Origin of the sequence: Stenotrophomonas sp. YAU14D1_LEIMI4_1 (genome assembly GCF_003086815.1) — a bacterium.
GTDB lineage: Bacteria > Pseudomonadota > Gammaproteobacteria > Xanthomonadales > Xanthomonadaceae > Stenotrophomonas.
This window is the reverse complement of the sequence record NZ_CP025997.1, coordinates 392621-417922: the sequence shown is the minus strand read 5'-3', so window position 1 is coordinate 417922 and position 25302 is coordinate 392621. Positions and strand designations below refer to the sequence as shown.

General features: G+C 67.3%; 24 protein-coding genes and 2 rRNA genes. 7 read left to right on the top strand and 19 right to left on the bottom strand.

The window, feature by feature from the left end; translation table 11 throughout:
- The first annotated feature begins 9 nt into the window (after window positions 1-9).
- Both C1932_RS01880 and C1932_RS01875 read left to right on the top strand, forming a co-directional pair.
- Window positions 10-510: a sulfur transferase domain-containing protein gene (locus tag C1932_RS01880; protein ID WP_108761028.1), complete on the top strand. Its 501-nt coding sequence runs from the start codon at window positions 10-12 to the stop codon at window positions 508-510.
- Window positions 511-538: 28 nt separating this feature from the next.
- A complete protein-coding gene (locus C1932_RS01875) occupies window positions 539-1510 on the top strand; it encodes a bile acid:sodium symporter family protein (RefSeq protein WP_108761027.1) in 972 nt (323 codons plus the stop codon).
- An 84-nt stretch (window positions 1511-1594) separates the two neighbouring features.
- Here C1932_RS01875 and C1932_RS01870 read toward each other — a convergent pair whose 3' ends face one another.
- The 5 genes from C1932_RS01870 to C1932_RS01850 form a co-directional block, all read right to left on the bottom strand.
- Window positions 1595-2404, bottom strand: a complete 810-nt coding sequence (locus C1932_RS01870) for a calcium-binding protein (RefSeq protein WP_108761026.1) — start codon at window positions 2402-2404, stop codon at window positions 1595-1597.
- Window positions 2405-2550: 146 nt separating this feature from the next.
- A complete protein-coding gene (gene cyoE / locus C1932_RS01865) occupies window positions 2551-3444 on the bottom strand; it encodes a heme o synthase (protein WP_108751942.1) in 894 nt (297 codons plus the stop codon).
- Between the two features lie 4 nt (window positions 3445-3448).
- Window positions 3449-4612, bottom strand: a complete 1164-nt coding sequence (locus tag C1932_RS01860) for a COX15/CtaA family protein (RefSeq protein ID WP_108751941.1) — start codon at window positions 4610-4612, stop codon at window positions 3449-3451.
- A gap of 10 nt (window positions 4613-4622) precedes the next feature.
- Window positions 4623-5192, bottom strand: a complete 570-nt coding sequence (locus tag C1932_RS01855) for a hypothetical protein (protein ID WP_108751940.1) — start codon at window positions 5190-5192, stop codon at window positions 4623-4625.
- Between the two features lie 56 nt (window positions 5193-5248).
- Window positions 5249-5956 (bottom strand): SURF1 family protein, encoded by a 708-nt coding sequence (locus tag C1932_RS01850; RefSeq protein WP_108761025.1) that lies wholly within the window; start codon window positions 5954-5956, stop codon window positions 5249-5251.
- 57 nt (window positions 5957-6013) lie between these two features.
- Here C1932_RS01850 and C1932_RS01845 point away from each other — a divergent pair, with 57 nt between their 5' ends.
- Window positions 6014-6232, top strand: coding sequence for a twin transmembrane helix small protein (locus tag C1932_RS01845; RefSeq protein ID WP_108748240.1), 219 nt, complete (start codon window positions 6014-6016; stop codon window positions 6230-6232).
- A 20-nt stretch (window positions 6233-6252) separates the two neighbouring features.
- Here the strand turns inward: C1932_RS01845 and C1932_RS01840 are convergent, their stop codons facing one another.
- From C1932_RS01840 to C1932_RS01815, 6 genes are read right to left on the bottom strand one after another with little or no spacing between them, the layout of a single operon-like run.
- On the bottom strand, window positions 6253-7128 hold the full coding sequence (locus tag C1932_RS01840; RefSeq protein WP_108748239.1) for a cytochrome c oxidase subunit 3: 876 nt from the start codon (window positions 7126-7128) through the stop codon (window positions 6253-6255).
- A 13-nt stretch (window positions 7129-7141) separates the two neighbouring features.
- Window positions 7142-7732 carry a cytochrome c oxidase assembly protein gene (locus C1932_RS01835; RefSeq protein WP_108761024.1) on the bottom strand — a complete coding sequence of 197 codons (591 nt, stop codon included), beginning with the start codon at window positions 7730-7732 and terminating at the stop codon, window positions 7142-7144.
- Entirely contained in the window at window positions 7729-7953 is a 225-nt protein-coding gene (locus C1932_RS01830) for a hypothetical protein (protein WP_108761023.1), read from the bottom strand. The genes C1932_RS01835 and C1932_RS01830 overlap by 4 nt, the downstream gene beginning before the upstream one ends.
- A gap of 8 nt (window positions 7954-7961) precedes the next feature.
- Complete coding sequence (gene ctaD, locus C1932_RS01825) at window positions 7962-9569, bottom strand: cytochrome c oxidase subunit I (protein WP_108751936.1); 1608 nt, start codon at window positions 9567-9569, stop codon at window positions 7962-7964.
- Between the two features lie 59 nt (window positions 9570-9628).
- Window positions 9629-10552: a cytochrome c oxidase subunit II gene (gene coxB / locus C1932_RS01820; protein ID WP_108761022.1), complete on the bottom strand. Its 924-nt coding sequence runs from the start codon at window positions 10550-10552 to the stop codon at window positions 9629-9631.
- An 11-nt stretch (window positions 10553-10563) separates the two neighbouring features.
- Complete coding sequence (locus C1932_RS01815; protein ID WP_108748234.1) at window positions 10564-11040, bottom strand: DUF2244 domain-containing protein; 477 nt, start codon at window positions 11038-11040, stop codon at window positions 10564-10566.
- Window positions 11041-11313: 273 nt separating this feature from the next.
- Here C1932_RS01815 and putA point away from each other — a divergent pair, with 273 nt between their 5' ends.
- Window positions 11314-14532, top strand: a complete 3219-nt coding sequence (gene putA / locus C1932_RS01810) for a bifunctional proline dehydrogenase/L-glutamate gamma-semialdehyde dehydrogenase PutA (protein WP_108751934.1) — start codon at window positions 11314-11316, stop codon at window positions 14530-14532.
- Window positions 14533-14633: 101 nt separating this feature from the next.
- On the opposite strand, the gene C1932_RS01805 is transcribed toward putA, so the two are convergent.
- The 3 genes from C1932_RS01805 to C1932_RS01795 all read right to left on the bottom strand — a co-directional run bounded on the left by C1932_RS01805 (window position 14634) and on the right by C1932_RS01795 (window position 17862).
- Entirely contained in the window at window positions 14634-15704 is a 1071-nt protein-coding gene (locus C1932_RS01805; protein WP_108761021.1) for an AAA family ATPase, read from the bottom strand.
- Window positions 15691-16299, bottom strand: a complete 609-nt coding sequence (gene pnuC, locus C1932_RS01800) for a nicotinamide riboside transporter PnuC (protein ID WP_108751932.1) — start codon at window positions 16297-16299, stop codon at window positions 15691-15693. The genes C1932_RS01805 and pnuC overlap by 14 nt, the downstream gene beginning before the upstream one ends.
- Window positions 16300-16434: 135 nt before the next feature.
- Complete coding sequence (locus C1932_RS01795) at window positions 16435-17862, bottom strand: outer membrane protein transport protein (protein WP_108761020.1); 1428 nt, start codon at window positions 17860-17862, stop codon at window positions 16435-16437.
- A gap of 225 nt (window positions 17863-18087) precedes the next feature.
- Here C1932_RS01795 and C1932_RS01790 point away from each other — a divergent pair, with 225 nt between their 5' ends.
- Complete coding sequence (locus C1932_RS01790) at window positions 18088-18780, top strand: rhomboid family intramembrane serine protease (protein WP_108748229.1); 693 nt, start codon at window positions 18088-18090, stop codon at window positions 18778-18780.
- A 138-nt stretch (window positions 18781-18918) separates the two neighbouring features.
- Here C1932_RS01790 and C1932_RS01785 read toward each other — a convergent pair whose 3' ends face one another.
- From C1932_RS01785 to C1932_RS01775, 3 genes are all read right to left on the bottom strand, one after another.
- Window positions 18919-19332, bottom strand: coding sequence for a hypothetical protein (locus C1932_RS01785; RefSeq protein ID WP_108761019.1), 414 nt, complete (start codon window positions 19330-19332; stop codon window positions 18919-18921).
- Window positions 19333-19372: 40 nt separating this feature from the next.
- Window positions 19373-20797 (bottom strand): S41 family peptidase, encoded by a 1425-nt coding sequence (locus C1932_RS01780; protein ID WP_108761018.1) that lies wholly within the window; start codon window positions 20795-20797, stop codon window positions 19373-19375.
- Window positions 20798-20904: 107 nt separating this feature from the next.
- On the bottom strand, window positions 20905-22206 hold the full coding sequence (locus tag C1932_RS01775) for a peptidoglycan DD-metalloendopeptidase family protein (RefSeq protein WP_108761017.1): 1302 nt from the start codon (window positions 22204-22206) through the stop codon (window positions 20905-20907).
- A 94-nt stretch (window positions 22207-22300) separates the two neighbouring features.
- Between C1932_RS01775 and C1932_RS01770 the strand changes: the two genes are divergently transcribed.
- On the top strand, window positions 22301-22963 hold the full coding sequence (locus C1932_RS01770; protein ID WP_108757616.1) for a hypothetical protein: 663 nt from the start codon (window positions 22301-22303) through the stop codon (window positions 22961-22963).
- 79 nt (window positions 22964-23042) lie between these two features.
- Window positions 23043-24755 carry a M28 family metallopeptidase gene (locus C1932_RS01765; RefSeq protein ID WP_108761016.1) on the top strand — a complete coding sequence of 571 codons (1713 nt, stop codon included), beginning with the start codon at window positions 23043-23045 and terminating at the stop codon, window positions 24753-24755.
- 197 nt (window positions 24756-24952) lie between these two features.
- Here the strand turns inward: C1932_RS01765 and rrf (C1932_RS01760) are convergent.
- Both rrf (C1932_RS01760) and rrf (C1932_RS01755) read right to left on the bottom strand, forming a co-directional pair.
- Window positions 24953-25067, bottom strand: a 5S ribosomal RNA gene (gene rrf / locus C1932_RS01760).
- Between the two features lie 145 nt (window positions 25068-25212).
- Window positions 25213-25302 (bottom strand): 5S ribosomal RNA (gene rrf / locus C1932_RS01755).

Genomic DNA, 25302 nt, shown 5'->3' with positions numbered 1-25302 from the left:
GGAGAGACCATGCTGCTGCGCCTGACCTGCCTGCTGTTGTTGTCGCTCTGCACGCCCCTGGCCGCGCTGGCCGGGGAAAACCCGATCAACGAAGTGCGCCCGGGCCTGCATGCCGGCGGCCAACCCAGTGCCGCGCAGCTGCAGGCGCTGGCCGCGCAGGGCGTGCGCACCGTCATCGACCTGCGCCAGCCCGAAGAAGACCGCGGCTACGACGAAACGGCCCAGGCCGAAGCATTGGGCCTGCGCTACGTGCGCATTCCGGTGGCCGGCGCCGAGGGCCTGGATGCAGCCAACGTGCGCGCCGTGCACCAGGCGCTGCAGCAGAGCCAGGGCCCCGTGCTGCTGCACTGCGCCTCGGGCAACCGCGCCGGCGCCGTGCTCGCCCTGGTCAATGCGCGCTACGAACATGCCAGCCCGGAGCAGGCCCTGCCATTGGGCCAACGAGCCGGCCTGAAATCCCTGGAAGCCGCCACCCGCCAGCGTCTGGCGGAACCGGTCACCTCACCCTGACCCCCACGTACCAAGGAGCCTGTCCACCATGACCCGCTGGTGGTCGCGCCTGCGACCGGACAACTTCACCCTCGCCCTGCTGTGCACCGTGGCCCTGGCCTCGCTGCTGCCGATGAAGGGCGCCGCTGCCATGGTGCTGGACGATGTCACCACCGTGGCCATCGCCGCCCTGTTCTTCCTGCACGGCGCGCGCCTGCCACGCGAATCGATCATCGGCGGCATGCTGCACTGGCGGCTGCACCTGACCATCCTGGCCTGCACCTTCATCCTGTTCCCGCTGCTGGGGCTGATGTTCAAGCCGCTGTCAGGCTGGCTGCTGACCCCCGAGCTGTATCTGGGCGTGCTGTTCCTGTGCACGCTGCCGTCCACCGTGCAGTCGTCCATCGCGTTCACCTCGATGGCGCGCGGCAACGTGCCGGCGGCGGTCTGCAGTGCGTCGCTGTCCAGCATCCTGGGCGTATTCCTCACCCCGCTGCTGCTGACCGCGTTGGCCGGCACCTCCGGCGGCGTGCACGACCCGCTGCATGCGATCGGCGGCATCATGCTGCAGCTGCTGGTGCCGTTCGTGGCCGGCCACCTGCTGCGGCCGTGGATTGCCGGCTGGGTGGAAAAGCAGCGCGCGCTGCTGCGCTACACCGACCAGGCCACCATCCTGCTGGTGGTGTATTCGGCGTTCGGCGAAGCGGTGACCGAAGGGCTTTGGAGCAAGACACCGCTGCTGTCCCTGTTTGCCGTCGCCGTGGTGGCCGCCGTGCTGCTGGGCATCGCCATGCCGCTCATCACCTTCTTGGCGCGCCGCCTGCACTTCAACCGCGAAGACGAGATCGCCATCGTGTTCTGCGGTTCGAAGAAGAGCCTGGCCACCGGCGTACCGATCGCCAAGGTGTTGTTCGCCGGCGGCAGCCTGGGCGCCATCGTGCTGCCGGTGATGATCTACCACCAGATCCAGCTGATCGTCTGCGGCGTGATCGCGCAGCGGTATGCGCGGCGCGCGCCCTGAGTGACGGGAAAACCATCCACGTCATACGTGGATGGATGCGTCATTAACGGGGTCAGATCCCCGAAAGGGCTCTGACCCCGGGGTTCACGGATCAACCAGGGTGCCGACACTCAACTCCGGCATCCACACCCACAGGTCGTACTGCCGGCCGGCTTCGGTATCGACCTGCGGCGCACGTGCAACCTGATCGCGCAGCGGCAGCGCCTTGCAGCGGTCCAGGCAGGCCCAGAACTGCCCGCGCAGCGCCTCCAGGCGCACGCTGTACAGATCCAGATCCCGCAGCAGCGAGGCCATCGGCTGCATCTGCATTTCCGGCGGCGCACCTTCAGGCCGCTGCAGCATCGCGTGGACGTTGCCACTGAGCACCACCAAGCGCGCCGTGTCCGGCAACCCCTGGTAGAGCCGTCGCACTTCAACCGCCATGCCCTCATCGCGCGCCTGGTTGCCGTCGTCACTGCGGTCCAGGTCGTAGCCGACGATCCCGATATCACGCCCCTGTGCCTTCAACGCGCGCAGGCTCTCGATCATCGCCAACATGTCGCGGCTGCGTCGGCCATCATGCTGGTCATCGCGCACAGTCCAGAACGCGCGCTCCTGCAGGCGCTGGCGTGCGGCCGGGCTGCCATCGGAATCCAGGTAATCGCGCAGCGACGGGTTCTCGCCACGTGGCAGTTCCAACGCCAGCAGCACCGGCCTGCCATCGCGGCTGTAGTCATCCATCAGCTGGCGCACCAGCAGCGGCGTCTGCCGGGTGCCGTGGTATTCGCCCAGCACCAGCATGCGATGGTCAGCGGCGTGCTGGCGGATCTGCGCGGCGGTGTCGTCGGCCTGTGCACTGAAGGCCATACCCAGCACCAGCATCAATGCCGCGGTCCAGCGGAAGATCGAATGCATCCCTGCTCCTGCCTTTCCTTGGGGTCAGGAACAGCTATGGCGACGCCACGACCGCGGTTCAAGGTGTGATCCACGCCATGCGTGGATGGATGCACCACGGTGAGGACGGGGTCAGAGCCCCTTCGGGGATCCGACCCCGGGAAGGGTCACATCCAGGGCAGGATCCAGTGGTCCACCAGCAGGAAGGCGAACAGCGCCATCAGGTACACGATGGAGTACTGGAACATCTTCATCGAGAAGAATTCATCCGGCGGGCTCTGCATGCGCCAGGCGTACCAGAGGAACACGGCGTTGAGCACGATCGCCCCGCCCAGGTAGAACGGCCCGCTCATGCCCACCAGGTACGGCACCACGCACACCAGCGCCAGCACCACCGAGTAGGCCAGGATCTGCTTGCGCGTGTGCACCACGCCGTGGGTGACCGGCAGCATCGGGATCTTCGCCTTGGCGTAGTCCTCGCGGCGGAAGATCGCCAGCGCCCAGAAGTGCGGCGGGGTCCAGATGAAGATGATCAGCACCAGCAGCGACGAATACGCCCAGTCCGACGAACCCTGCATGCCGGTAATCGCCGCCCAGCCCAGCATCGGCGGCATCGCGCCGGCCAGGCCGCCAATGACGATGTTCTGCGAGGTCGCACGCTTCAGGTACACGGTGTAGATCACCGCATAGCCGATCAGCGAGGCGAAGGTCAGCACGGCGGTGATCCAGTTCACCCACAGCAGCAGGATCGCCATCGACAGCACGATCAGCACGCCGGCAAACACCAGCACCTGCCACGGCTTGACCTTGCCCACCACCAGCGGGCGCCATGAGGTGCGCGCCATCTGCGCGTCGATATGCGCATCCAGCAGCTGGTTGATGGCAGCGGCCGCCGAAGCGGCCAGCCAGATGCCGAGGAAGCCCAGCGCGCCGGCGCGCACCTGTTCCCAGCTGGGTACGCCCGGAATGGCCAGGACCATGCCGACCAGGGCGGTGAACACGATCAGGGCCACGACCTTGGGCTTGGTCAGGTCCCAGTACTGGCGATAGTTGGAAAACATGCGATCAGTCCGGCGCGCGCAGGCGGGCCAGCAGGCTCACCAGCACGAACAACAGGGCAACGGCCACGCCGTTGTGGGCCACGGCCACCGCCAGCGGCAGGGCCAGCTTCACGTTCAGGATGCCCAGGGTGACCTGCAGCACCAGCAGGGCCACCAGCGCACTGGCCCAGCCGCGCATGCTGGGCAGGCGGAACAGGCGCAGGCCCAGCCACAGCAGGTAGGCCGCCACCACGATGGCGAACAGGCGGTGCGCCATCTGGATGGCGATGCGCGAAGCGCCATCCAGCACGCCCCCTTCGTAATCCACGCCGATGCCGCGCCACAGGGTGAAGCCTTCCACGAAGTTGTGCTGCGGCCACCACTGGTTGGCACAGCGCGGGAAGTTGTCCAGCGAGGCGCTGCCACCACCGCAGGCCAGCGCGGCGTAGTTGGCGCTGACCCAGCCGCCCAGGGCGATCTGGGTGACCAGCACGGCCACACCGATGCGCAGCAGCCACTTCAGTTTCGGCGCTTCGGCCAGGGTGATCGGCAGGTGCGTTGCCCGCCACGCCATCCACACCAGCAGGCCGAACATCAGCATGCCGCCCAGCAGGTGGCCCATCACTACGATGGGTTTCAGCAGCAGGGTGACCGTCCACATACCCAGCAGGGCCTGGAAGATCACCACCGCCAGGGTCAGCAGGGCCGCCCGCGCCAGGTCGATGTTGCCCCAGCGCAGCGCGGCGATCAGCAGGATCGCCTCACCCACCAGGGCCAGGCCGCTGGCCGTGCCATGCCAGCCCATCATGTACAGCGGTATGCCGGCGGCCACCAGCACGCAGGCGGTCACCACCGCCGTGCTGCCGAAGCGGCGCTTGCGGGTGGCCAGCAGGGCCAGGGTCAGGATCTCGATGCCCAGCGCACCGGCCAGGAAGCGGTGCACCTGCTCGCGCCAGGCCTTGTGGGTTTCCAGCGGGCGGATCTCGGTGGCCGGGTGGCCGATGGTTTCTTCCACGTGCTGCGGCCAGGTGGCCTGCCCATAGCAGGTCGGCCAGTCCGGGCAGCTCAGGCCAGCATCGGACAGGCGCACGAAGGCGCCGAACATGATCGTGCTGGCGGTCATGATCATGGCGAACCACGCCAGGCGGTGGAAATTACGGTGCAGCGCCGGACGCGCGGAAAGGCTCATCAAACGGGACTCACTTCAGTTTCAGCAACGTGGCCATGTCCTTGCGCAGGCCCCCCAGGTCACTGCCGGGGGCATGGCGCATGATCACGAAGCCGTTCGGATCGATCACATAGACCGGCAATCCGGCCGGATCGTCGGCACCGGGCAACGCCGCGCGCAGGGCGGGCGACGGCGCCAGTGGCCGCAGCGCGGGCAGTGCGGCGATCGGCGCCGGTGGCGTGCCCAGCCACAGAATCTCCACATTATCGGCGTTATGGCCGAACAGCTGCCACACCTTGCCCAGTCCCTGCGACAAAGTGACGCACTGCGCGTCGCAGGCTCCGGCCGGCGCCACCAGCAGCCGCCAGGTGCGCGCTTCGGGGTTCCATGGGTAGGGCTGGCCGTTGGCCAGGGTCGGCGGCTGCTGGCGCAGGTCCACCGGTGGCTGCAGCAACTGCCCGGCATTGCGGTGCCCGGTGGGCTGCCAGCCGGTGAAGCGCAGCACGGCGGCCAGCGCCATCGCCCCGAAGAACACGGCGAACAGCAGCAGCAGGGTGCGGCGGCCGGAACCGCGTGCCTGCGGGGTGGTGGCGGTGTTCATGCGGGCATTTTCTCATGGTTGGGTGGAAGGAAGCGGTCGGCAGCCACCGGACCGGATCAACGCCGCCGCCGGCGCCATTCCAGCACCAGCGCCACCACCAGCACGGTCAGCGCCAGGCCGAACCACTGCACGGCGTAGCCCAGGTGGCGCTGCGGCGGCAGGGTGTTGGGCAGCAGGTCCAGATCGCGCTCGTCGCCGACTGGCAGCGCCGGGTCCAGCCGCAGCACCCGGTCGGGCAGCGCGGCCAGGCCCAGCGCGCGGGCCAGGCCGTCGGCGGGCAGGCGGCTGGCCAGCCAGCGCCCGGGCTGGCCGGTTTCACTGAACGCCGGGCCCAGCGCCAGGCCGGCAGAGGGCGGCGGCGCCAGCAACCCGCGCACCGCCAGCGACGCCGGCAGCGCGTCCAGCACCGGCAAGGTGCGGTCCGGCGGCAGCGCGCGCCAGCCCAGGTCCACCAGCAGCACGCTGCCACTGTCACTGCGGAACGGCCGGTACACCTTCACCCCGGCGCGGCCGTGGCGCATCTGGTTGTCCAGCAGCACCACGCCGGGCAGGAAGCGGCCATGGTCGGCCACCCCATGCAGTGCGCCGGGCGCCGCCAGTGCCTGCGCCAGCGGCAACGCCTGCGCCACCGCCGGCCCCTGCGCATCCAGCAGCGCCTGCTTGGCGTGCATGCGCTGCAACTGCCACAGGCCCAATGCGGTGAAGCCGGCCATCGCCAGCAGCGCCAACAGCCAGCCGATCCAGCGTGTGTGCTGGCGCATCATGACAAGTCCATGCAAACGCGGTCAGATAGGCGCATCCACCCTGCCCCCGAGCCGCGCATGAGTGATTCGCTGAAGACCCTGCTGGTGATCGCGTTCCTGATCGTCATCGTCTGGAATCTGGGCGCCGGCCTGTACTACCTGCTGGTCGACCGCGGCCAGACCAAGCGCACGGTCAATGCGCTCACCCGCCGCATCGCGGTGTCGGTGGCGCTGATCGCGCTGGTGATCGTCAGCATCTACATGGGCTGGATCAAGCCGCACGGCGTCGGCGGCTGAGGGTACCTGCCGCTGCGCACTCAAAGGACGTAGACGAACAGGAACAGCATCAGCCACACCACGTCCACGAAGTGCCAGTACCACGCGGCGGCTTCGAAGCCGAAGTGGTTGTCGCGGGTGAAGTGGCCCTTGGCCGAGCGCAGCCACATCACGATCAGCATGATCGTGCCCAGCAGCACGTGCGCGCCGTGGAAGCCGGTCAGCATGAAGAACGTGGACCCGTAGATGCCCGAACCCAGGGTCAGGTTCAGTTCCTTGTAGGCGTGGATGTATTCCTCGGCCTGCAGGGTCAGGAAGAACGCGCCCAGCAGCACGGTCAGGCCCAGCCACACCAGCAGCTGGCGGCGGTGGCCGCCCTTCAGCGCGTGGTGGGCGATGGTCAGGGTCACGCCCGAGGTGAGCAGGATCAGCGTATTGATCAGCGGCAGGCCCCAGGCGGGAATGGTCTGGAACGCACCGCCGATCGCCGCCGGCCCATTGGTCGGCCAGCCGGCCGAATAGCCCTGCCACAGCAGCTCGTTGGTCATCACCCCATCGCCTTCGCCGCTCAGCCACGGCAGGCCCAGGTTGCGGGTGTAGAACAGCGCGCCGAAGAAGGCACCGAAGAACATCACTTCGGAAAAGATGAACCAGACCATGCCCATGCGGAACGAGCCATCGACCTGGCGGTTGTAGTGCCCGGCCTGCGATTCGCGCACCACATCGCTGAACCACCAGAACAGGGTCAGCACCAGCATCGCCAGGCCGGCATAGAAGGTCCAGCGGCCCCAGCTGGCGTCGTTCAACCAGCTGGCCACGCCCACCATGGTCACCATCATCGCGATGGAGCCCACGAACGGCCAGCGGCTCTGGGCCGGGACGAAGTACACATTGGCGTCGTGCGGGGTCTGGGCCATGTCGGTTTCCGGGTCAGGGAGCGGCGTGCGCGCCGTTCGAGGTAGCGGCTGCAGCCAGCCGCTCGGACAGCGCATCGTTGCGGTAGAAGGTGTAGGACAGGGTGATCGTCTTGATCTCCGGCGGCAGGTCGGGATCGACGATGAAGCGCACCGGCATGTCGCGCTTTTCACCGGCCTGCAGGGTCTGGGCAGTGAAGCAGAAGCATTCGGTCTTGCTGAAGAACCCCGACGCACGTGCCGGCGCCACCGAGGGCACGGCGCTGCCCACCACCGCGCCTGCACTGTCGTTGCGGGCGAAGTACAGGGCTTCGTTGAGTTCGCCCGGCACCACGTCCATGGTCAGCTGCTCGGGGTGGAACGACCACGGCAGGCGCGAATTCACCCCGCCGTCGAATTCCACGCGCACGGTGCGCTTGCCGGTGGCGGCGCCGGTGCTGGCTTCACTGCCGGGGCCGCGTTCCAGGCGCACGCCGAACACTTTTTCGCAGGCGATGCGGTACAGCGGCACCAGCGAGAACGTAAGCAGGAACACCGCCACCGCCACGCCGATCAGGCGCGGCAGGCCGGCGCTGCGTGAGGTCGCGGTGGCCGGTGCATCGCTCATCGGCCGATCACCCCGCTGAGGATGAAGCCCACGTAGACCAGCACGGCGATGGCGCCCACCCACAGCGCGGTGCGGCGGGCGCGCTGGCGCTGCAGATCGATGTTGTGGCTGTGGCTGTGGTTTTGGTTCTGGCTTTGGTAGAGCCGACCGTTGGTCGGCTGCTCTTCGCGCGTCGACTGACAGTCGACTCTACCCATCGGAAACGGGTTCTCGTTATGCATGGCCCACCTCAATGCGTGATGTCATCGTGGGCCAGGTCGCCCGGGCGCAGGGTCGGCGGCGTGGTGAAGGTGTGCGCCGGTGCCGGCGAGGGCAGCGTCCACTCCAGCCCGCGGGCGCCCTCCCAGGAACGGTCGGCAGCCTTTTCGCCATTGCGCAGCGACGACAGCAGGATCGCCGCCATCATGAACGGCGTGGCGAACATGCCGAACGCACCGATCGAGCTGATCAGGTTCCAGTCGGCGAATGCCACGCTGTAATCGGGAATGCGCCGCGGCATGCCCGCCAGGCCGAGGAAGTGCTGCGGGAAGAACAGCAGGTTCACGAACACGATCGACCACCAGAAGTGCACCTTGGCCCACTTCTCGCTGTACATGCGCCCGGTCCACTTCGGCCACCAGTAGTACACCGCTGCGATCAGCGCGAACACCGCACCGGTCACCAGCACGTAGTGGAAGTGGGCCACCACGAAGTAGGTATCGTGGTACTGGAAGTCGGCGGCCACGATGGCCAGCATCAGGCCGGAGAACCCGCCGATGGTGAACAGGATGACGAAGGCCACCGACCACAGCATCGGCGCTTCGAAGGTAAGCGAGCCGCGCCACATGGTGCTGACCCAGTTGAACACCTTCACCCCGGTGGGGATCGAGATCAGCATGGTGGCGAACATGAAGTAGATCTCGCCGCCCAGCGGCATGCCCACGGTGAACATGTGGTGGGCCCAGACGATGAACGACAGGAAGGCGATCGCCGCCGTGGCATAGACCATCGCCTGGTAGCCGAACAGCGGCTTGCGGCTGAAGGTCGGGATGATCTCGCTGACCACGCCGAAGGCGGGCAGGATCATGATGTAGACCTCGGGGTGCCCGAAGAACCAGAAGATGTGCTGGTACATCACCGGGTCACCGCCACCGGCGGCATTGAAGAAGCTGGTGCCGAAGAACTTGTCGGTCAGCAGCATGGTCACCGCACCGGCCAGCACCGGCATCACCGCAATCAGCAGGAACGCGGTGATCAGCCAGGCCCAGCAGAAGATCGGCATCTTCAGCAGGTCAATGCCCGGCGCGCGCATGTTCAGCACCGTGGCGATGATGTTGATCGCGCCCATGATCGAGCTGATGCCGGCCACGTGGATGGCGAACACGCTGAAGGCCACGTTGTAGCCACCCTGCAGCGACAGCGGCGGGTACAGCGTCCAGCCACCGGCCGGTGCACCGCCGGGCAGGAACAGGGTCAGCAGCAGCAGGCTGAAGGCCACCGGCAGCAGCCAGAACGACCAGTTGTTCATGCGTGGCAGGGCCATGTCCGGCGCGCCGATCTGCAGCGGAATCATCCAGTTGGCCAGGCCCACGAAGGCCGGCATCACGCCACCGAAGATCATCACCAGTGCATGCACGGTGGTCATCTGGTTGAAGAATTCAGGCTTGACGAACTGCAGGCCCGGCTGCGCCAGTTCGGCGCGGATCACCACGCTCATCGCCGCACCGATGATGAACATGATGAAGCTGAAACCCAGGTACAGCGTGCCGATGTCCTTGTGGTTGGTCGAGAAGAACCAACGCTCGAAGAAGCTCTGGTGGTGATGGTGATCGTCGTGCCCAACTGCCGAGTGCGCCATTGCAAAACACCTCTCAGAATCGGTTGTCACCGCGGCCGCAGGCGGCCACGGGTGATGGATCAGGCCCCGTCGGCCGGCGCTGCCGGCGCCGCAGTGGGCGCGGCAGCATCAGGTGCGGCATCGGCTGCTGCCGGTGCAGCAGGCTCGGCAGGCGGCGCCGGCTTGCGCTGCGCCAGCCACTGCCTGAAGTCTTCCTTGGATACCGCCTCGACCACGATCGGCATGAAGCCGTGGTCCTTGCCGCACAGTTCGGCGCACTGGCCGCGGTACACGCCGGGCTGCTCAATGCTGGTCCACGCTTCATTGATGAAGCCGGGAATGGCGTCCTGTTTCCAGCCCAGCGCCGGCACCCACCAGGCATGGATCACATCGTCGGAGGTGATGACGAAGCGCACCTTGGTATCGACCGGCAGTACCAGGCGGTTGTCCACGTCCAGCAGGTAATGCGGGTGGCTTTCGCGGTCGGGCACGATGCCACTCTGCCGCACCCGGTCCGATTCGCGGTCCAGGCGGCTGGTGAAGGTCACGTTCTCGCCCAGGTATTCGTACTTCCACATCCACTGGTAGCCGGTGATCTTCACCGTCATCTCGGCATCGCGGGTGTCGTACATCTTGATCAGGTTGGCCGTGGCCGGCCAGGCCATCACCACCAGGATGATCACCGGAATGACGGTCCAGATGATCTCGGCCTTGGTGTTGTGGCTGAAGGTAGCCGCCACCGCGCCCTTGGACTTGCGGAACTTGAACATCGCATAGCCCATCGCGCCGAACACGATGACCCCGATCACCGTGCAGATGATCAGCGACAGATTGTTCGACTCCCAGGCCAGGCGCGAGGTCTGGGTGACCCCCTTGCCCATGTTCAGCTGCCACGGCTTGGGATCGGCCGCCTGTGCCCAGGCCAGTGCCGGTACCAGTCCCCCGGCCATCACTGCGGCGGCCGCTGCAACGCACTTCGTGCCCCACCTGCTGCTTTGCTTCATTGCCTAGACCCTTAGCGTCGTCGGTTGCCGCCATCGCTGGCGGCGAGCAAGCCTTCAAGCATTTCAGCAAGCGTCTGGCGTTCGGCCGGCGCGAGGAAACTCCCCACCTCCACCTGCCGTCCGCTGGATGCCAGCCGGACCCTCTCATCACCGGTGACCAGGCGTACCCAATGCGGGTGCGCGCGGAACACCGGCGAACCACCGGGCGTGGGGATGACCTCCACACACGCCGGCACTACCCGGATCTCCTCCTGCCGTTCGCCGCTGCGCCACAGGGCGCGCAGGGCGGCTGCCAGCAACAGGCTGTACAGCAGCGCGAACAGGGGGGCGAATACATTGCCAGCCAGCCAACCGACGGCCGAAACCAGCCACATCGCCCCGCCCAACACGGTGAACAACAGGATGAACTGCCGGGCATCGAGCGCCCGTGGGGGACGCAGCCGCAGCTGCGTACCTGACCCATCCGGAGCTGGAAGCACCTCGATCATGTCGCAACCGCGTTCCTGCCGCGGGAAACGTCTCGATGGTAGCCCTGCCCTCTCGCCGGTAGCAAGGGTGCATTCACACTTTTTCCGATGTTGCAATACAGCATGAGCCCGGCGGCGCGAATGACGAATTCGGCACAAATAATCCCGGCTTGGCTGAACAGGCTGAATCCACCGCCATCAGGGGCTATCGCCGTTCATCAGGGGCGCTGGCAGGCCCTTCCCGGCGGCCAAAAAATGATTAAAATCGCCAAGTTTTCCACTGGCCGGACCGGCATGAACGCACCCTCTTCCTCCCCCACCGCCAACGACGCACCGCGTCCGGGCGCGCTGCTGTCGCCGGAACTGCCGGCGCCCCCCAACCCGTTCCGCCAGGCCATCACCGACGCCTGGTTGAAGGACGAGGCCAGCCACGTGCGTGACCTGCTGGCGCAGGCGCGCCTGCCGGCCGAGGAGCAGGCCAGGGTGCAGGCGCTGGCCGCCGACCTGGTCGGCCGGGTGCGCGTGCGCGCCAAGGACCAGGGCGCGATCGAAGCCTTCATGCGCCAGTACGACCTGGGCAGCGAAGAAGGCGTGCTGCTGATGTGCGTGGCCGAGGCGCTGCTGCGCATTCCCGACCAGGACACCGCCGACAAGCTGATCCGCGACAAGCTGGCCGATGCCGACTGGGAAAAGCACCTGGGCGGCAGCGATTCGGTGCTGGTCAACGCCTCCACCTGGGGTCTGATGCTGACCGGCAAGCTGGTGCAGATGAACGACGCCACCCGCGCCGATGCGCCCAGCGCGTTCAAGCGCCTGGTCGGCCGCGTGGGTGAACCGGTGGTGCGCCTGGCCGTGCGCCAGGCGATGAAGATCATGGGCCACCAGTTCGTGATGGGCCGCACCATCAGCGAAGCACTGGCGCGCTCGCACAAGGGCGACAACGCCAGCTACCGCTATTCCTTCGACATGCTGGGCGAAGGCGCGCTGACCATGAAGGACGCGCTGCGCTACCTGGAAGACTACCGTCGAGCGATCCACGCCATTGGCGGTGATCACAAGGCACGCGGCGGCCGCCCCGACGGCGACGTCAACAACGCACCGGGCATCTCGATCAAGCTGTCGGCGCTGTACCCGCGCTACGAACATGCCAAGCGCGCACGCGTGCTGAAGGACCTGGTGCCGGGCGTGCTGGAACTGGCGCAGCTGGCCAAGAGCTACGGCATCGGCTGCACGGTCGACGCCGAAGAATCGGACCGCCTGGAACTGTCGCTGGACATCATCGAACAGGTGTTCTCCGATGCCTCGCTGGCCGGCTGGGATGGCTTCGGCGTGGTCGTGCAGGCGTACCAGAAGCGTACCCCGTACACCATCGACCACCTGGCCGACATGGCGCGCCGCGCCGGTCGCCGCCTGCAGGTGCGCCTGGTGAAGGGCGCCTACTGGGATGCCGAGATCAAGCGCGCACAGATCGAAGGCTATCCGGGCTACCCGGTGTTCACCCGCAAGCAGAACACCGACGTGTCCTACCTGGCCTGCGCCAAGCGTCTGTTCACCCATGCCGACGCGATCTACCCGATGTTCGCCACGCACAACGCGCACACCATCGCCGCGGTGCGCAGCATCGCCAACGGCGGCGTGTACGAGCACCAGAAGCTGCACGGCATGGGCGATGACCTGTACGCCGAAGTGGTGCCGGCCGATCGCCTGGGCCTGCCCTGCCGCGTGTACGCACCGGTAGGTTCGCACGAAGACCTGCTGCCGTACCTGGTGCGCCGCCTGCTGGAAAACGGCGCCAACTCCAGCTTCGTCAACCGCATCACCGACGAGCGCGTGCCGATCGCCGACCTGGTCCGCGACCCGGTCGAGATGGTCGCTTCGTTCGAATCGATTCCGCACCCCAAGATCCCGCTGCCGGTTGACCTGCTGCGCAGCCAGAACCACGACAGGAAGAACTCCATGGGCGCCAACCTCGCCAACGACAACGAACTGCGCGCCCTGGCCGAGCAGATCAACGCTGCAGTAAAGCCGTGGCAGGCCGCGCCGCTGGTGCCGGGTGCGGTCACCACCGGTGCTTCGCTGCCGGTCACCAACCCGGCCGACAGCCGCGACGTGGTGGGCCAGTGGCAGGCCGCCGATGCCGCCACCGTGCAGAAGGCGCTGGCCAATGCCGTGGCCGCGCAGCCGGCCTGGAACCGCACCCCGGCCGCCAGCCGCGCCGCCATCCTGGAACATGCCGCCGACCAGCTGGAAGCGCGCATGCCCGAATTCATGGCGCTGTGCGTGAAGGAAGCCGGCAAGAGCCTGCCCGACGGCATTGCCGAAGTGCGCGAAGCGGTGGATTTCCTGCGCTACTACGCCAAGCAGGCGCGCGAGCAGTTCAGCCACGCCGAGAAGCTGCCCAGCCCGACCGGTGAATCCAACGAGCTGCAGCTGCACGGCCGCGGCGTGTTCGTCTGCATCAGCCCGTGGAACTTCCCGCTGGCGATCTTCCTGGGCCAGGTGGCCGCCGCCCTGGCCGCTGGCAACAGCGTGATCGCCAAGCCGGCCGAGCAGACCAACCTGATCGGCTACTACGCGGTGAAGCTGCTGCACGACGCCGGCGTGCCGGCCGAGGTGGTGCAGTTCCTGCCGGGCGACGGTGCCACCGTCGGCGCCGCCCTGACCGCCGATCCGCGCGTGGCCGGCGTGGCCTTCACCGGCTCCACCGAAACCGCCCGCGCAATCAACCGCGCCATGGCCGCGCGCGATGCCGCCATCGGCGTGCTGATTGCAGAAACCGGCGGCCAGAACGCCTTCATCGCCGACTCTTCGGCGCTACCGGAGCAGCTGGTCAAGGACGCTATCGGTTCGGCCTTCACCTCCGCCGGCCAGCGCTGCTCGGCCGCGCGCGTGCTGTTCGTGCAGGACGACATCGCCGACAAGGTGATGACCATGCTGGCCGGTGCGATGAAGGAACTGAAGGTCGGCAACCCCGGCCTGCTGTCCACCGACGTCGGCCCGGTGATCGACGCCGACGCGCTGAAGATCCTGCAGGACCACGCCGAGCGCATGGACCGCGAAGCGCGCCTGATCGCCGCTGCCGAACTGTCCGCCGAAGCCGCCCATGGCACCTTCTTCGCACCGCGTGCGTACGAACTGAAGGACCTGGGCCAGCTGCAGAAGGAAGTCTTCGGCCCAGTGCTGCACGTGATCCGCTGGAAGGGTGAGCAGCTGGATGCGGTGATCGATCAGATCAACGCCACCGGCTACGGCCTGACCCTGGGCGTGCATTCGCGCATTGACGAAACCGTGGACCGCATCAGCAACGGCGTCCACGTCGGCAACGTCTACGTCAACCGCAACCAGATCGGTGCAGTGGTGGGCGTGCAGCCGTTCGGTGGCCAGGGCCTGTCCGGCACCGGCCCCAAGGCGGGCGGCCCGCACTACCTGCTGCGCTTCGCCACTGAAAAGACGGTGACGGTGAACACCACCGCTGCCGGTGGCAATGCCTCGCTGCTGACCCTGGGCGACTAAGACACCCCTCCCTTCCACGGGTGTGATGGATGCACGGAAAACCCCGCGAAAGCGGGGTTTTTTGTGCCCTTCCGGTTGCGCCAGGCGATACCCTGCGGCGCTTACCCGGCCACCACGCTGAAGCGGTTGTCCGCGCGCGTCGCCAGCGCGGCCTGCACCCGCGCAACCCGCGCGTCCAGATCACCTTCCAGCAGCACATACGGCACCCCGCGCGCCTGCAGCTGCTGCAGGTACCACGCATGCTGCCGAGCGCGGAACTCCACGCCCACGCGCGTGCCATCCTGCACGAAGGGAATGTCCGGCGCGCACAGGAACAGCAGGTCGTAGGGCCGCGATGCGGCGCGCTGCAGTTCCGCTGGCGCGGTCTGGAACATCCAGTCGCTGTAGCCCAGGGTGACCAGCGGCGTGGTATCGCAGAACAGCCAACGGTGCGCGTGCTGCGCCGCCTGCTCTTCATGCTGCGCCTGGGTCGCGGCGATGCGCAGCAGATCCTGCGCGTGCAGCTCGCCGCCCTGCTGTTCCCACAATGTACGGCCGAACTCGGGCACCCAGGCCGTGCCCAGGCGTTCGCCCAGCACCCGCGCCAAGGTGCTCTTGCCGGTGGATTCGCCGCCGATGAAGGCGACGCGCTGCACGTGGTCGGCGTACACCGCCGGCGACAGGCTGCTGCGGTGCGCGTGCGGGTCGGCACGCAGTTGCGTACCACTGGCCTGGCCGATGTCGGTCGCACGCTCCAGCCGATGATGCTGCACCGGTGCAGCGAACTGCTGGGCCAAGGCAGCGGCAAAGCCATCGCCATAGTCTTCGCCGGTGAACACCGCCTGCACCGGGCCACCGAACAGCGCCAGGCACAGCCACGCGGTGAAGGCGCGCTGCACCTGCTCGCTGTCGCTGTCCTGCGGCAGCGCGCGCAGCGGCACGCCATGCGCTCGGCACAGGGCGGCCAGGCGGTCGTCATCCAGCACCGCGACGGTCGCCTGCGGAAAGCGCGCACGCAGCCAGCGCTCGCGCCGCCCGGCGCTGTAACCGGCGAACCCCGGCTGCGACCAGCCGATCACCAGCAGCTGTTGGCAGCGCGCGGCGGCGAATTCGATCAGCCGTTCATGGCCGCGGTGCAGCGGGCAGAACTTGCCCACCACCAACCCACGCGGCACCGTGTCAGGCAGTGGCATCGGCTGCGCCCGCCGCCGCACGGTCGGCGCGCATCAGCGTGCGCCAATGGCGCAGCGCCACCAGCGCATTGATCCAGAAACCGATGTACAGGATCGAGGTCAGGTGCAGGCCGCGGCTGTAGTACAGCGGCACCGCAATGGTGTTCACCAGCAGCCACACCCACCACGATTCCAGCTTGCGCTGCATCATCAGGATCTGCGCGATCACGCTCAGCACCAGCACGGCCGAATCGATGTACGGCGCATAGGCCTGGGTCAGGCGGGTCAGCATCCAGCCATAGCCCAGCGTGCCCACCACCGCCAGCGGCAGCAGCCACGCCCAGGCGCGCGGGCGCAGCGAGGTGATCGGCAACGGCGCGCCGTGGTCGCCCCGCAGCCACTGCCACCAGCCCAGCACGCTGATGACGATGAAGAAGCCCTGCAGCACCATGTCGGCGTACAGGTGCGAACGCTCGAACACCGCAGCGAACAGCGCGCAGCCGACGATGCCCAGCCACCAGGTGTGCACGTTGTTGCGGCCGGCCAGCAGGATCGAGCCGGCCACGGCGATGTTGGCAGCCAGCTCCAGCTGGAAATTGGGATCGGACAGGTTCATGCCGCTATTGTCGTCGATCCACGCACCGCGCGTGGGCGGCGCACCAGTAGATCCACGCCATGCGTGGATGGCCCACAAAAAGAAAGCCCCGCTTGCGCGGGGCTCTCCCTGTACTGCGTCAGGCCGTGGCCTTTATCAGAACTTGTACTGCATCGAAGCGGCCAGCACGTCGCCGGTCACCTTGTACTTGCCGGTCACGGTGTTACCGGTGGCCGAGGTCGAGGTGATGTTCGGATCCTTGGTAAACAGGTGGGTGTAGCCCACGCTGTATTCCATCTTCTCCGACGGGGCCCAGGTCAGACCCAGCGACAGCCACTTGCGGGTGGTGTCCGGCACGCGCACGTCGCGGTGGGCATCGGTGGTCGGGGTCTGGTCGTACGCCAGGCCGCCGCGCAGGGTCAGCTGCTCGTTCAGACGGTACTCGGTACCGATCGAAGCGAAGGTGGTGTCGCGGTAGTGGAACGGCAGCACGCTGTCGGGCTGGTTGGAATCGTAGTCAACCGTGACCTGGTCGAACTTGCTCCACGCGGTGCGCGAAACGTCGGCCATGATCTTCCACTGGTCGTTCACGCGGTGGCTGACGCTGACCGTGGCGCTGGCCGGCAGGGTGATGGTGGCGCGGCCGTTGCTGTCAACGAAGGTGCCCGGGGCAGCGCTGGCCAGGAACGCGGCCGCAGCCGGGGTCATGGTGAAGTCGGCCTTGCCGTCGGTGATCTTGTGTTCCACTTCCGAGCGGTAGCTGAAGGCGATGTTGGTGCCTTCCACCGGGCTGACGGTCATGCCCAGGGTGTAACCCACGGACATTTCGTCGCCCTTGATGCGCAGGTAGCCATCGGCGGTACCCGGGGCGAAGCCCAGCTGGGCAGCCTGGGCAGCGGCCTGACGGGCGGCCGCAGCGGCCTGGGCGGCAGTGCCACCGGCAGCCAGCACGGCGGCCGAAGCACGCTGCTGGGCGCTGGCGTTGATGGCGGTGCCGGCATCGACGGCGCTGGTCAGGTCAACGTCCAGGCGCTCGACGAACACCGACGCACCGAAGGACAGGTACGGGTTCACGTCGTAGGAGAACGCGGCGCCCAGGTCGACGGCCTGCAGTTCGGTCTTCACGCCGTTGTAGCGGCCGACCCAGTCACGGTCGTATTCGGTCTTGAAGCCGAACGGCACCGACAGCGACACACCGAAGTGCATGTTGTCCTTTTCGCCGAACGGCACGTGGAAGTACGCGGCCGGAACCGGGGCGATCATGCCGGCGTCGCCGCCGTTGCCGCCGGAAATCGGGGCGCCGTTGCCGTACTGGCCTTCGCCGCGGAACTTGGCGCCGAAGCTGATGGCGCTCACGTCACCCTGGAACTGGGTGCCGTCGAGCAGGCGCATCGAGGCCGGGTTGGTGGCGACCACCGAGGCATCGCCTTCGGCAGAGGTCGAGCCGGCGAACGCGCGGCCGAGGCCCTTGGCGCTGTTTTCCTTCAGCTGGAAGGCAGCGGCGTTGGCATCGGCGGCGGCCAGCGCACCGGCAACGCCGACGGCCAGCAGGGTCAGTCGGGCAATGGTGGAAGCAGTTTGCATCGTGTTCTCTCTCCGGTAAGCGGTGATGGTGCTCTGAGTGCGCCTGCGCCTACCGGACCCGAGGGCCCGCCAGAACGCGCCGGATTCCCCTCCCGACATACGACGCCGTATGCGAGTATCACTCAGAGACGTTAATGAAACAATAACAGCAGCGGGGCTTTTCCCTTCGCAAAACATGAACAGGCGCCTCCCCGCACAATGCCCGCGCACGCTAGGCTAGCGCCCATGTTCGTCTCGCTCCCCTCACGCAAGAAGGCGGCCCTGCGCTGGGCCACGCCCGTGCTGTTTGCGTCAGTGTGGCTGGCGTTCCTGTGGTCGATCTCGCGCCCGGACGACGCCCGTCGCAGCCTGTGGCTGGACTGGGGCGCCCTGTCCACCGGCCTGACCCACCCGCTGGACTACTGGGCCACCCTGCAGGACGGCAGCGTGCTGCGCCTGTTCACCGCCCTGTTCCTGCACGCGGACTGGTCGCACCTGCTGGGCAACCTGGTGTTCCTGCTGATCTTCGGCCTGCCCGCCGAGCGCGTGCTGGGCCCGTGGCGGTTGCTGCTGCTGTTCCTGCTGGGCGGGGCGGTATCGAACCTGGTGGCGATCTACACCATGGGCAGCCCGGACCAGATCATCATCGGCGCCAGCGGTGCGGTGTCGGCGCTGATCGGCGCCTATCTGGCCCTGTTCCCCGGCGCACGGCTGGGGGTGGTCATTCCGCTGGGCCTGTTCCTAGAATTCGTGCGCGCCCCGGCCTACCTGCTGATCGGCGTATGGGCGGCGCTGCAGGTGGTGTTCGCCTACATCGGCCCGACCTTCGGTATGGTGGCCTGGTGGGCGCACATCGGCGGCTTCCTGTTCGGCCTGCTCTACGGCGTCTACGTACGCGCCGCGATCGCCCGCAAGCTGCGCAAGCGCCACGGCTTCTAGCCATCTGCTTCGTAAGGTCGGGTTGCTCGACTGCTCTGGCCTCTCCGTAGAGTCGAGCTTGCTCGACTGCTCTTGCTCGGTAGAGTCGAGCTTGCTCGACTGCTTCAGGCAACGACAGTCGAGCAAGCTCGACTCTACCTACGGCGCACGGCTGACCAGCAAGGTGTTGTGGTGCGTGTCGAACACCAGCGTCGCGTCCTCATCCAGCACCACGGCGTATTCGAAGAAGGGCAGCTCGCCCAGCAGGGGCACCAGCTCGCTCGCCGGCAATGACCACACCGGCCACGGTCCGGCGCGTTCGTCAGAAACGATCAGCTGGATCTCACTCTGCGCAGGCCCCAGCAGTTCCGCCAGGCGGGCAAGCCCCTGCATGCCATCGTCGTAGCATGCATGCGCCCGTACAGCAGGGACACCGTCCCACCAGAGAATCCGTCCCGGGTCGATGCCATGCCGATGGGCGAGGGCGTGCAGCCAGGCGCCGGCGACGCCGGGCGCCCAAGGCTCGCGCGCCAGCAGTTCGCCGATGCGGGAAGCGAGCGTGGAATCGTCCATGGGCGAGCATCGCATCGCCGGGCATGGCCCGGCGCTACCGTCAGGGCTTGGTCGGGGCCGGGGCGGGCTTTGCTTCCGGCTTTGCTTCCGGCTTCGCTTCAGCCTTCGCCGGCGGCTTGGCTGCGGCAGCCTTGGCGAACTCGGCCTTCAGCCGCGCGGCCACCGAACCGGGGCTCTTCAGTTCGGCCAGGGCATCGTCAATCGGGCCATCGCCCGGCAGCACGGCGCCGGCGCTGTAACCCTCGGTGCCTTCGTCGTCACCGCGCAGGTGGCCCGGCAGGGTCGCCTCGCTGTAGTCGCTCAGGCTGGCCGGCAGCGCGTCTTCTTCCGGCGTGGGCGCCGGCTTCAGTTCCACGTCCGGCACGATGCCGGTGGCCTGGATCGATTTGCCGCTGGGCGTGTAGTAGCGCGCGGTGGTCAGCTTCACCGAATCACCATTGTCCAGCGGCAGCACAGTCTGCACCGAGCCCTTGCCGAAGGTGCGGCTGCCGACCACGCGTGCACGCTGGTTGTCGCGCAGCGCACCGGCCAGCACTTCCGACGCACTGGCCGAACCGGCATCGACCAGCACCACCACCGGCGCGCCCTTCAGCAGGTCGCCCGGGGTGGCGTCGAAGCGTGCGTCGCTGATGCGGATGCGGCCGCGCGTGCTGACGATGTTGCCCTTTTCCAGCAGATCGTCGGCCACCTGCACGGCGGCCGTCAGCAGGCCACCGGGGTTGCTGCGCAGATCCAGCACCAGGCCCTTCAGGCTGCCGCCGGACTGCTTCTGCAGCTGCTGCACGTGCTTCTGGAAATCGGCGCCGGTATCGGCCTGGAACGTGGCCAGGCGGATGTAGCCGTAACCCGGTTCCAGCAGGCGGCTGCGCACGCTGGTCACGCGGATGGTCTGCCGGGTGAGCGGCACATCGAACGGCTTGGGCTTGCCGTCGCGCACGATGGTCAGCACCACCTTGCTGCCGGCCGGGCCGCGCAGCGGTTCGCTGGCATCGATGGCACTGATCGGCTTGCCGTCGATGGCGATGATCAGATCGCCCGCCAGGATGCCGGCCTTGGCCGCAGGCGTATCGTCAATCGGCGAAATCACCTTCATCGAAGCGTTGTCGGGCTGCTGCTGCAGCTCCACGCCAATGCCTTCATAGGCGCCGTTGGCCTGTTCGTCGAAGGCCTCGGCGTCTTCCTTGTTGAAGTAGGTGCTGTGCGGATCCAGGTCCAGCAGCAGGCCACGCACCGCCGACTGCATCAGCTTGTTGTCGTCCACCGGGTCCACGTAGGCCGCACGCACGGCGTTGTAGACCGCCACGAAGCGCCGGATATCTTCCAGCGGTACCTTCGATGTCACCGCCTCTTCGTTGCTGGCGGCCTGCGCCGGGGTTTCGGCAGCGGCCGCAGGCGCGGTCTGCTGCGCCCAGGACAACGCTGGCAACAAGGCCAGCAAGAGGGTGGCGGTACGGGCTGCGCGCATGGATCACTCCTGTCGACGGTGGCATCGTGCCCAAGGCACATGCACCGATTATGCGCGAAGCGTGGGTAAATTCCCGTTGAATCCCGCGGCCATGCGGCCGCCAGGATTCAGCGGCGCTGCAGCCAGCTGTCCGGATTGACCGGTTGGCCACCGCGGCGCAGTTCGAAGTACAGCGCGGTGACGCCCTGGCCGCCGGAGTTGCCAACCTTGGCCACCGCATCGCCGCGGCTGACGCGCGCGCCGGCATCCTTCAGCAGGGTGTCGTTGTGCGCGTACAGGCTCATGTAGCCATTGCCATGGTCGACGATCAGGATCATGCCGTAGCCGGTCATCCAGTCGGAGAACACCACGGTGCCATCGGCCACCGCCGTGACCGTGCTGCCGGCCGGCGCACCGATCAGCACGCCGCTGCTGGTACGGCCATCGGGCAGCTTGCCGCCGTAGCGGGCCAGCAGATTGCCCGACAGCGGCCAGCCCAGGCCGCCGACCTTCGGCGCGGGCGCCGAGGCCACTGCCGGCGGTACCTTGGTGGGCGGCGCCGGGCGGCCTTCGGCCTTGGCTTGGCGGGCGGCCTTTTCGGCGGCGGCCTTTTCCGCCGCCGCCTTGCGTGCAGCGGCGCGGCGCTCGGCTTCGGCGCGGGCGGCAGCCGCGCGCAGGTTGGCCAGCAGGGTTTCCAGCGCCTTGGCATCCTGGCCCAGCGCCTGTTCCTTCTCGCGCCGGTCCTTGAAGCGTTCTTCCAGCGATGCCACCGTCTGCGCCCGTTCGCGGCGGTCGGCGGCCAGGGTTGCGGCCTGCTGCTTCTGGTCGCGCTGGGCGCCCTGAAGATGCTGCTGGCGCTCGGCGATCTGGGCCTGCAGCGTCTCCAGTTCCTGCAGATCCGCGGTGAGGTTGGCGATGCGCTCGGCGCGCTCGCGCTGCAGGTAGCGGTGGTAGGCCAGGGCGCGGTTGGCATCGGCCACCGTGTCCTGCGACAGCAGCAGCTTCAGCGGCGCGTGATTGCCCAGCTGGTAGGCCGCGCGCAGCAGGCCGGCCAGTTCGCGGTGCTGCTTGGCCAGGGTGGCCTGCAGTTCGTTGCGGCGCTGCTCGGCCTGGGCCAGGGCCTGGGCCTGTTCGCGCAGCGCGCTTTCAGTCTGGGCCAGGCTGCGGCCACTGCGGGCTACTTTTTCGTCGGCCTCGCGCAGCTGCCGCGATGCCTGGCCACGCTGGCCCTCGATCTGCCGGCGCTCCTGCGCCACGTCCTTCAGCTCGCTGCGCAGCTTCTGCAGCTTGCGCTCAGCTTCGCGGGTGGACGCAGTCTGCGCCCCGCCCGGCACCGGCAGTGCCAGCGCCAAGGCCAGCCCCAGCAACAGGCAACGCGCGCCGCGGGCGGCGATGTGATGCTGGCGTGAGGGGAAGACGTTGTGGCGCAAGGGCTTTCCAGTGACTTCAGGCAGTTGCAGGGGGTGCCGGGGAATGGTGACATCTCCGCACGCGGCCTGCCAGCCGCACAACAACGAGGTCCCCATGAAAACCCATTCCATTCCGCTGCTGTTGGGCCTGCTGCTGGCCGCCGCGCCGCTGGCGGCGCAGGAAAACATCAGCAAGGTCAACGGCAGCATCGGCGCCGATCCGGGCCAGCGCTACGGCAAGCTGGACACCGTCAATGGCAGCATCCGCGTGGGCGAAGGCGTGGAAACCGGCAGCATCGACACCGTCAACGGCGGGGTGACCGTGGCCGACCGCGCACGCACCGGCAGCATCGAGACGGTGAACGGTGGCGTTCGCCTGGGCCGCGAAGTGATCGCCCACGGCGATGTCAGCACGGTCAACGGCAGCATCTTCAGCGATGCCGGCAGCCAGATCGAAGGCGGCGTGGAAACGGTCAACGGTGGCATCGGCCTGGTCAACAGCCGGGTGCGCAAGGACGTGGAAACGGTGAACGGTGACATTACCGTCGGCATCGGTTCGCAGGTGTCCGGTGGCGTACACGTGCGCAAGCCGAACTTCAGCGTCTCGCTCACCACCAGCCGCAAGCCGCGCATCATCATCGGCCCCAATGCCGTGGTCAGTGGCCCGCTGGAATTCGAGCGCGAGGTGGTGCTGTACGTGCACCGCAGCGCCCGCATCGGTCCGGTCACCGGCGCCGACGCCATCCCGTTCGACACCGATACCGCCCCGGCGGATTGACGTCGTGCTGCACCGGGGACTGATCCCCGTTCCCTGGCCGTGCCTGGCGCGGCCCCCATCTGTATCCAGGATACCGACGATGCCCCGTAAACTCCTTCTGTGCCTGGCCGCTGCGGCCGCGCTCAGCGCCTGCAAGGGCGAAGACACGCCCGCCGCCGCGCCGGCCACCGACACCGCTGCGGCGGCCAAGCCGGCCAGCCACGCGTTCTCGCCGGACATCAACGCCGCCGACTTCAGCGAGATGGTGAAGACCCTGGCCTCGGATGAGTTCGAAGGCCGCGCCCCCGGCAGCAAGGGCGAAGAGCTGACGGTCAACTACATCCGCGACCAGATGCAGCGCATCGGCCTGCAGCCGGGCAACGGTGACAGCTGGTTCCAGGACGTGCCGATGACCGAGACCACGGCCGACGAGTCGACCGTGCTGAAGATCGAGCAGGGCGGCAAGACCACCGAACTGAAGTTCGGCACCGACATGGTGGTCGGCACCCGTACCGGCCAAACCGAAGTGAAGCTGGATGCCAGCAACCTGGTGTTCGTCGGCTACGGCGTGGACGCGCCGGAGCAGAAGTGGAACGACTACCAGGGCCAGGACTGGAAGGGCAAGACGGTAGTCATGTTCGTCAATGACCCGGGCTTCCACGTCGACGACCAGACCCTGTTCGACGGCAAGCGCATGACCTATTACGGCCGCTGGACGTACAAGTTCGAAGAGGCCGCGCGCAAGGGCGCCGCCGGCGCACTGATCGTGCATGACACCGCCGGTGCCTCCTATGGCTGGGATGTGGTGAAGAACTCCTGGGCCGGCCCGCAGTACGACCTGCCGGCCAAGGATGATCCGGAGCGCCGCCTGCCGGTGCAGGGCTGGCTGAGTGCCGAGGCTGCCAAGGCGCTGTTCGCCGGTGCCGGCCTGGACCTGGCCCAGGCCTACAAGGACGCCAGCAAGCGCGGCTTCAAGCCGGTACCGCTGCAGGCCACCGCCTCGGTCGACCTGAAGAGCCAGGTCGCGCAGAAGCAGTCGCGCAACGTGGTGGGCGTGCTGCCGGGCAGCAAGCGTGCCGACGAAGCGGTGCTGTACATGGCCCACTGGGACCATCTGGGCAAGCATGAGGGCGAGGAAGGCGACAACATCTACAACGGTGCTGTGGACAACGCCACCGGCGTAGCGGGCATCCTGGAAGTGGCCGAAGCCATGGCCCACCAGGACCCGAAGCCGGAGCGCTCGGTGGTGTTCCTGGCGGTCACCCTGGAAGAGTCGGGCCTGCTGGGTTCGAAGTACTACGTGGCCCACCCGACCTTCCCGCTGGACAAGATTGCCGGGGTGATCAACATCGACGCGATGTCGGTGGCCGGCCGTGCCAAGGACGTGACCGTGACCGGCTTCGGCAGTTCCGAGCTTGAAGACATCCTGAAGCCGCTGGCGGCCGCACAGGACCGTACCCTGCACGGTGAAACCTCGGTGCAGAGCGGCTTCTACTTCCGTTCCGACCACTTCAACTTCGCCAAGGCCGGTGTGCCGGCCCTGTATGCCGATGGCGGTGAGGACCTGCGCGACGGCGGCGTTGACGCCGGCCGCAAGGCGGCGACCGACTACGGCAACAACCGCTACCACGGCCCGAAGGATGAATTCGACGCGGCCACCTGGAAGCTGGATGGCACCGTGGAAGACCTGCAGCTGATGTACGGCGTGGGCAAGGAACTGGCGGGCGGCGATCGCTGGCCGAACTGGTACGACGGCAATCCCTTCAAGGCCGCCCGCGACACCATGATGAAGAACAAGGCCTCGGCCCCGTAGAGTCGAGCTTGCTCGACTGATCTACCTGGACCAGAAAGTGGCGCCCCACGGGGCGCCGCTTTTTTTGTGCCGCCGCCAGGGGGGGGCCAACCTTGGTTGGCACTGCTTTCCATCCACGCGTGGCGTGGATCTACCGGGCGCTTGGTTTCGCGCAAAGAAAAACCCCGCTGCGTGAGCAGCGGGGTTTTGGGTGTAAACCCTGGCGATGACCTACTCTCGCATGGCTTGAGCCACACTACCATCGGCGCAGCTGCGTTTCACTTCCGAGTTCGGGATGGGATCGGGTGGTTCCACAGCGCTAATTTCACCAGGGAGACGGTTGCAGCAGCGCTTGCAGCGCCAGCTCGCGATCTTGCCCTTGGGCCGGAAGGTACCCGGAAAAAGCAGTGCCTTCACTTAATAAGAAAAAACCCCGCTGCATGAGCAGCGGGGTTTTCGGGTGTAAACCCTGGCGATGACCTACTCTCGCATGGCTTGAGCCACACTACCATCGGCGCAGCTGCGTTTCACTTCCGAGTTCGGGATGGGATCGGGTGGTTCCACAGCG

Excerpts from the sequence above, each read along its gene's own strand:
- C1932_RS01880 (WP_108761028.1), top strand. The coding sequence starts at position 10 with ATGCTGCTGCGCCTGACCTGCCTGCTGTTGTTGTCGCTCTGCACGCCC.
- C1932_RS01875 (WP_108761027.1), top strand. The coding sequence starts at position 539 with ATGACCCGCTGGTGGTCGCGCCTGCGACCGGACAACTTCACCCTCGCC.
- C1932_RS01870 (WP_108761026.1), bottom strand. The coding sequence starts at position 2,404 with ATGCATTCGATCTTCCGCTGGACCGCGGCATTGATGCTGGTGCTGGGT.
- cyoE (WP_108751942.1), bottom strand. The coding sequence starts at position 3,444 with ATGTTTTCCAACTATCGCCAGTACTGGGACCTGACCAAGCCCAAGGTC.
- C1932_RS01860 (WP_108751941.1), bottom strand. The coding sequence starts at position 4,612 with ATGAGCCTTTCCGCGCGTCCGGCGCTGCACCGTAATTTCCACCGCCTG.
- C1932_RS01855 (WP_108751940.1), bottom strand. The coding sequence starts at position 5,192 with ATGAACACCGCCACCACCCCGCAGGCACGCGGTTCCGGCCGCCGCACC.
- C1932_RS01850 (WP_108761025.1), bottom strand. The coding sequence starts at position 5,956 with ATGATGCGCCAGCACACACGCTGGATCGGCTGGCTGTTGGCGCTGCTG.
- C1932_RS01845 (WP_108748240.1), top strand. The coding sequence starts at position 6,014 with ATGAGTGATTCGCTGAAGACCCTGCTGGTGATCGCGTTCCTGATCGTC.
- C1932_RS01840 (WP_108748239.1), bottom strand. The coding sequence starts at position 7,128 with ATGGCCCAGACCCCGCACGACGCCAATGTGTACTTCGTCCCGGCCCAG.
- C1932_RS01835 (WP_108761024.1), bottom strand. The coding sequence starts at position 7,732 with ATGAGCGATGCACCGGCCACCGCGACCTCACGCAGCGCCGGCCTGCCG.
- C1932_RS01830 (WP_108761023.1), bottom strand. The coding sequence starts at position 7,953 with ATGCATAACGAGAACCCGTTTCCGATGGGTAGAGTCGACTGTCAGTCG.
- ctaD (WP_108751936.1), bottom strand. The coding sequence starts at position 9,569 with ATGGCGCACTCGGCAGTTGGGCACGACGATCACCATCACCACCAGAGC.
- coxB (WP_108761022.1), bottom strand. The coding sequence starts at position 10,552 with ATGAAGCAAAGCAGCAGGTGGGGCACGAAGTGCGTTGCAGCGGCCGCC.
- C1932_RS01815 (WP_108748234.1), bottom strand. The coding sequence starts at position 11,040 with ATGATCGAGGTGCTTCCAGCTCCGGATGGGTCAGGTACGCAGCTGCGG.
- putA (WP_108751934.1), top strand. The coding sequence starts at position 11,314 with ATGAACGCACCCTCTTCCTCCCCCACCGCCAACGACGCACCGCGTCCG.
- C1932_RS01805 (WP_108761021.1), bottom strand. The coding sequence starts at position 15,704 with ATGCCACTGCCTGACACGGTGCCGCGTGGGTTGGTGGTGGGCAAGTTC.
- pnuC (WP_108751932.1), bottom strand. The coding sequence starts at position 16,299 with ATGAACCTGTCCGATCCCAATTTCCAGCTGGAGCTGGCTGCCAACATC.
- C1932_RS01795 (WP_108761020.1), bottom strand. The coding sequence starts at position 17,862 with ATGCAAACTGCTTCCACCATTGCCCGACTGACCCTGCTGGCCGTCGGC.
- C1932_RS01790 (WP_108748229.1), top strand. The coding sequence starts at position 18,088 with ATGTTCGTCTCGCTCCCCTCACGCAAGAAGGCGGCCCTGCGCTGGGCC.
- C1932_RS01785 (WP_108761019.1), bottom strand. The coding sequence starts at position 19,332 with ATGGACGATTCCACGCTCGCTTCCCGCATCGGCGAACTGCTGGCGCGC.
- C1932_RS01780 (WP_108761018.1), bottom strand. The coding sequence starts at position 20,797 with ATGCGCGCAGCCCGTACCGCCACCCTCTTGCTGGCCTTGTTGCCAGCG.
- C1932_RS01770 (WP_108757616.1), top strand. The coding sequence starts at position 22,301 with ATGAAAACCCATTCCATTCCGCTGCTGTTGGGCCTGCTGCTGGCCGCC.
- C1932_RS01765 (WP_108761016.1), top strand. The coding sequence starts at position 23,043 with ATGCCCCGTAAACTCCTTCTGTGCCTGGCCGCTGCGGCCGCGCTCAGC.